Origin of the sequence: Streptomyces galbus (genome assembly GCF_005280195.1) — a bacterium.
Lineage (GTDB): Bacteria > Actinomycetota > Actinomycetes > Streptomycetales > Streptomycetaceae > Streptomyces > Streptomyces galbus.
Window position 1 is genome coordinate 1 of record NZ_SZPR01000052.1, and the last position, 5,117, is coordinate 5,117.

Annotated in this window: 2 protein-coding genes; both read right to left on the minus strand. The window is 71.2% G+C overall.

The features are described from left to right. A partial coding sequence (locus tag E4U92_RS35225) for a condensation domain-containing protein (RefSeq protein ID WP_241681797.1) occupies positions 1–1,291 on the minus strand: 1,291 nt, incomplete at its 3' end. Next, positions 1,288–5,117: non-ribosomal peptide synthetase (locus E4U92_RS35230; RefSeq protein WP_137304531.1), on the minus strand; the 3,830-nt coding region annotated here is incomplete at its 5' end. The genes E4U92_RS35225 and E4U92_RS35230, both read right to left, overlap by 4 nt.

Below are 5,117 nucleotides of genomic sequence, written 5' to 3' on the forward strand. Positions count from 1 at the left end.
GGGAGACATCCGACTCCACGACAGCCAGGTCGAGCACGCGGACCAGCCGGTCGAGGAACCCGAGGGCCGTCGCCCGGTCGAACAGGTCGTCGCGGTAGTCGAGGCGGAGGTACAGGCGGCGGCCGGGTGCGGCGACCAGGGTCAGGGGATAGTGCGTCGCGTCCCGCCCGCGGCCCAGGTCAGGGGTGATCCGCAGCCCGCTCTCGGGCCGCTCGCCGGGCTCGTCCCACGGGTAGTTCTCGAAGACGACAGCGGTGTCGAAGAGGTCCCCCAGCCCGGCCAGCTGCTGGATGCGGGCGAGCCCGAGATGGTGGTGCCCGGTGAGCCGCGACTGCGCGCTCTGCACCTGCTCGACGGTGGTCAGCAGTGACTGCGCCGGGTCCAGGAACACCCGCACCGGCACCATGTTGATCAGCAGACCCACCATGTTCTCGACACCGGGCAGCCGGGGGTCGCGCCCCGCCACGACGGCCCCGAACACGACGTCGTCGTGGCCGGTGCTCCGGCCCAGTACCAGCCCCCAGGCGGCCTGGAGCACGGCGTTCAGCGTCACTCCGTGCCGGCGCGCCCAGTCGGCCAGCGCTGCCGTGCGGTCCTCGTCCAGCTCCCTCGTGATGCGCTCGGGCATCAGTCCGGGGCGGCCCGGGTCCACCGGGGTGAGCAGCGTCGGCTGCTCCAGTCCGCCGAGCGCCTCCCGCCAGGCGGCCTCGGCGGCCGGCTGGTCCTGTTGCGCGAGCCACCCCAGATACTGTCGGTAGGGAGTCACTCGGGGCAGTGCGGTGGCGTCGCCCCGGCTGTCGTACAGCGTGGTCAACTCACGCACGAGCAGGGGCGTCGACCAGCCGTCGAGAAGGATGTGGTGGGTGGTCATGATGAGGCGGTGCCGTTCGGCGGCCAGCCGCACCAGGGAGAAGCGCAGCAGGGGCGGCTCGGCCAGGTCGAACCGGCGAGCGTGCTCCTTGGCGGCGAGCCGCGCCAGCTCCCCCTCCGCGTCGGCGGGGGGAAGCGACGTCAGGTCGAACTCGGACCACGGCACGTCGACCTGACGTGCAATCACCTGTACGGGCCGGCCGGAGTCCACCTCCCGGAAGCCGGCTCGCAGGTTCGGATGCCGTTGGACCAGCGCGAGCACGGCGGCCCGCAGCCGCGCCGCGTCGAGGGCACCCTCGAGGGCGAAGACGTGCTGCACCGCGTAGACGTCCGCCCCGTCCTGCTCGTAGCGGGAGTGGAACAGCAGCCCCTCCTGCATCGGGGAGAGGGGGAGGATGTCTTCCAGGCCCGACGACGTCATTTCTGCACCCTCCACGCTGCTTCGAGCTGCTCGATGTCGTGCTGGCTGAGTTCGGTCAGGGGGAAGTCCGAGGGACTGTGGCCGCCGGTGTCGGACCGCTCGCCGTGCCGGACCAGTCCACGGATCGCCCGGAACCAGTGGTCGGCAAGGGCCCGGACGTGCCGCTCGGAATACAGATCCGGCGCCCAGGTCCAGACGGCCTCCAGCTCCGGCCCGTCCGGGGTGTCGCGGACCATGCTGTTCACCTCGAGCCCGTGCGCCAGGGCGGTCGCCGGGTCGGCGCCGCTCAGCAGGCCCGTCTCGGCAGCCATGGTCCATTCCGGGCGGCCGGCGATCACCGGGGCGCCCGCCGAGGGAAACCGGCCGAGGTAGTTGAATCCGAGCTGCGGCACGGCCAGCCCGGCCAGCTCGGGTCCGGTCTCCGGGTTGAGATGCCGCAGCAGTCCGTAGCCGATGCCGCGGTCGGGCAGGGAGCGAACGTGTTCCTTGACCCGTTTGAGGGCCTGTCCGAGCGACGGTCCGCCGGCGACGACCTCTTCCCACGCCAGGGGGCCGGGGTCGACGCGGACGGGATACAGCGAGGTGAACCAGCCCACGGTCCGCGAGAGGTCGGTGCCCTCGACGATGTCCTCGCGCCCGTGTCCCTCGACGTCCACCAGCAGAGCCGTGTGCCGCCCCCCTGCGCGGGTCCGGCGCCACTGCGCGACCGCCAGGGCGAGAGCGGTGAGCAGGACGTCGTCGACCTTCGCATGGAACGCTGTGGGCACGGTCGTCAGGAGCGGGTGGGTGACCTCGGGTGGCAGGGAGAGAGTGAGGTCGCGGGCGCGGCCCACGGTGTCCCGCGCGGCATCGAACCGGGCAGTGGTCAGCGGTGGGTCGGCCGCTGTGAGGAGTTCGCTCCACATCGCCGCCTCACCGGTGCGGGCCGGCTGCCGGGCCTCGGCCGCGAGGAGATCCGCCCAGCTGCGCAGCGAGGTGCCCACCGGGTCCAGCCGCGGGGGACGACCGACCCTGGCGGCGTCGCAGGCTGCGATGAGATCGGGAAGCAGGATCCGCCAGGACACCCCGTCGACCACGAGGTGGTTGACGAGGACCAGCAGCCTGCCCCGGACGGCGGGTCCTGCGTCGAACCACACCAACTGCACCAGGAGGCCACGCTCGGCCGACAGACGGGCGGACACCTTTTCCACCTGTGCGCGGACCAGCGCCGCGTCGATGGTGACGCCGGCGGTCTCGACACGGTGCACCAGGTCCGCGGCCGACACGGACCCCACCGGTCGCACCTCCAGCGACCACGGCACAGTGCCCTGACCGCCCGGCGTCCGGAGCAGACGCAGCGCGTCGTGGTGGTCCACCAGTGCCTGGACGGCCGCGACGAGGTGGTCCTGGCGCATCTCGGCGGGCACTTCCAGCAGCATCGCCTGGTAGAACGCGTCGATGTCGCCACCGCGAGCGTCGAACCAGCGCATGATCGGGGTCGCTTGCATCCCTCCCACGCCGGAGTCGCCGGGATGGGCTGCCGGCACCCTCAGCTCATCGGCGACCTCGGCCAGATTGGCCGCGGTCCGCTGCTCGAAGACGTCCCGGACCGCGAGTCCGAGGCCCGCCGAGCGGGCGAGGCTGACCAGTCTGATCGAGACGATGCTGTCCCCGCCGAGCGCGAAGAAGTCGTCGTCGGGCCCGACCTCTTCGACGCCCAGGGCTTGCGCGACCAGCGTCACCAGCACTCGCTCGCGCTCGGTCCGCGGCTCACGGCGCGGCACGTCCGCCCGTGCGACCGGGTCGGGTTCCGGCAGCGCGGCCCGGTCGAGTTTGCCGTTGGCCGTCAACGGCAGCCGGTCCATGGTGATGTACGTGGACGGCACCATGTACTCGGGCAACAGCCGCCGTACGAAGTCGCCCAGGTCCGCCGTCGGTCCGTCGGTGTCGGGGACGATGTAGGCGATCAGACGGGTGCTGCCGGACTGGTCGTGGTGGGCGACCACGGCGGCCTGGCCGACCGCTGGATGCTCCGCCAGCACGTGCTCGACCTCGCCGGGCTCGATACGGAAACCACGCACCTTCACCTGCTGGTCGGCACGGCCCACGTACTCCAGGTCACCCCCGGCATCACGACGCACCAGATCACCCGTGCGGTACATCCGCGCACCGGGCTCGACACCGAAGGGATCGGCCACGAAACGCTCGGCCGTCATCGCCGGCCGGTTCAGATAGCCCCGGGCCACACCCGCCCCCGCGATGTACAGCTCACCCGTCACCTGCGGCGCGACCGGCCGCAGACGCGCGTCCAGGACGTAGACCCGCATATTGGCCATCGGACGCCCGATCGGCACCGTCGCACCCCCGCTGTAGGGCCGGGGCACGCGATGGTGGGTGGCGAACGTCGTCGTCTCCGTCGGTCCGTACCCGTCCACGACCGTCAGCCCGGGGCACGCCGCGTGCAGACGCTGCACCGTGGCCCCCGAGACGGCCTCACCACCCGTCCACACCTGCACGACCCCCGACAGCGCCCGCGCAGCATGATCAGCGACCACATTCAGCAGGGAACTGGTCAGCCACAACGCGGTGACCCCCTGCGTCACGACAGTGCGCTGCAGCGCGGACACGTCCAGGTCCCCGGCCGGAGCCACCACCACCGTCCCCCCGCCCAGCAGCGGCACCCACAACTCATAGGTCGAGGCGTCGAACGCGGCCGGCGAATGCAGCAGGACCCGCCGGTGCGCCGCACGCTCAAAACGAGGATCCACGGCCAAAGCGGCGACATTGCCGTGCGTCACCACGATCCCCTTGGGCGCACCCGTCGACCCCGAGGTATACATCACATACGCCGCATCCCCCGACCGCACACCCACCCGGGGATCACCGGGGTCGGACGCGAAGGGCCGCGTGGACTCGATGCGGAGCAACTCCATGGCTTCGGCTCCCGGAATCGGAACCGGCCGTTCATCGGTGATCAGCAAACGCGCCCCGGTGTCGGCCAGGACGTGGCGGATGCGGTCGGCCGGATAGCGGGCGTCGAGGGGTACGTAGACGGCGCCGGCCTTCGCCAGGCCGAGGACCGTGGCGACCGTCTCGATCGAACGCTCCAGAAGAACGCCGACCGCGTCGCCGGGCCGCACGCCCCTGCCGATCACCTCGTGCGCGAACTGGTTCGCCCGCGCGTCCAGTTGTGCGTAGGTGAGCGTGAGCGCGCCGTCGGTGACCGCCGGCGCATCGGGCGTCTCAGCCACCCGCCGCGAGAACAGCTCGCCCAGCGACCCGTCCGGCACGGCATGCGCCGTGTCGTTGAACTCCACCACGGCACGCCGGTGTTCCTCGGGGGTGAGGATGTCGATGTCGGCCAGCGGGCGGTCGGGGTCGGACACGGCGGCTTCCAGCAGCCGTACCCAACGGTCGAACAGGGCCTGGACCGTGGGGGCGTCGTAGATGTCGCTGGAGTACTCCACGGCGCCGGTGATGCCCTGCGGCTCACCGTGAGCACCGCGCTGCTCGGCGAGACTGAAGAACAGGTCGAACTTCGCCGTACCGGTCTTTCCCAACTCGATCCCGGCTCGCAGTCCCGGGAGCTCGAGTTCGGTCCCGGGGGCGTTCTGGAGGGCGAGCATGATCTGGAAGAGCGGATGGTGCGACAGGGTCCGGGTCGGATTGATCAGCTCCACCAGATACTCGAACGGAACGTCCTGGTGCGCATAAGCGGCCAGACTCCGCTCCCGCACCCGCGTGACCAGCTCCGCGAACGTCGGATCACCGGACGTGTCCGTCCGCAGCACCAGCGTGTTCACGAAGAACCCGATCAACTCATCGAGCGCCTGATCCGTCCGGCCGG